This window comes from Alkalibacterium sp. m-11 (assembly GCF_054658155.1).
This window is the reverse complement of record NZ_BAAGIR010000284.1, coordinates 1-949: the sequence shown is the minus strand read 5'-3', so window position 1 is coordinate 949 and position 949 is coordinate 1. Positions and strand designations below refer to the sequence as shown.

General features: G+C 37.1%; 2 protein-coding genes. Both read left to right on the top strand.

What is annotated here, in order from left to right:
• Window positions 1-389 precede the first annotated feature (389 nt).
• The gene (locus tag ACYQ2O_RS12415) at window positions 390-692 is read left to right on the top strand and encodes a transposase zinc-binding domain-containing protein (protein WP_459796726.1); all 303 of its coding nucleotides are present in this window, start codon (window positions 390-392) and stop codon (window positions 690-692) included.
• Window positions 653-841 (top strand): hypothetical protein, encoded by a 189-nt coding sequence (locus ACYQ2O_RS12410; RefSeq protein WP_459796724.1) that lies wholly within the window; start codon window positions 653-655, stop codon window positions 839-841. The genes ACYQ2O_RS12415 and ACYQ2O_RS12410 overlap by 40 nt, the downstream gene beginning before the upstream one ends.
• Window positions 842-949 lie beyond the last annotated feature (108 nt).

The following is a 949-nucleotide window of genomic DNA, read 5'->3' as shown; positions in this document are numbered from 1 at the left end:
TTTGCCATGGAATCCAAAGGTGCAGATGGAATGTCGCTAGACATTCAGCATATTATACGCTTCGGACACTTCTCATTATAGTGGTGTCCGATTTTTATTTGTAGGTACTCAGTTATTCATCGCTTACATTTAAACTACAAACTTTTTTGAAAAGTTAGACCACTAAAAATTAGCTCCATCATTTTTGCGTGCTTTTATAACTAACTGTGTATAGTGAGCGGATAAATGAGATGTGAAGTTTCCTTTTCAATAAAAGAACGGTGGTTTATCCGTATTTATTATAGAATAGGAAAGTATAAAGTTTTACCCGCTAGAAAGCCTATCACCTCAAACGTTAATCACTATCACTTGATTTGAAAAGAGAGGGGATTTAAAGGTACACTATACGTATGGTAGAGAAAAGCATTCGCATAGAAATGAATAAACTCAAAGCTATATTTCTGGACAATAATAATTGGGAGAATTTTCTAAAAAATAACAAAGGAAAGATACGCCAAGTTATTAGAAAAGAAGTTGATAAGTTTCTGCATTGTGGGGATTTGTCTAATGGATTCCGCGTGTATAAGTGTGAGGCTTGCCCAAATGTTAAGCATGTTCCGATTCGGTGTAAAGGGAAATTCTGTCCCACCTGCGCAGTTGGAGAAGCACAGAAATGGGCAGATATTCAATCAAACGTATTCACCGCCATGTGATTTTAACCATTGATGAAGGGCTTCGTCCCATTTTCACTAGTCATTATCGGAAAAAACTATTAAAAGGCTTAATGGACGAAGCCGGACGGCTTTTGAATGAATGGTTCGAATCGTTAGGTGTCACACCTGGTTGTAGAAAAGCAAAATAATCCAGCCAGTAAATGTCACTTTATTCCGGCAGTTTTTTTTAAGAAAATGGGTCAATTAAGCGACAGAATCTGTTTATTCCAGCACGTTTGTCAGTTTAGACCAGCGGA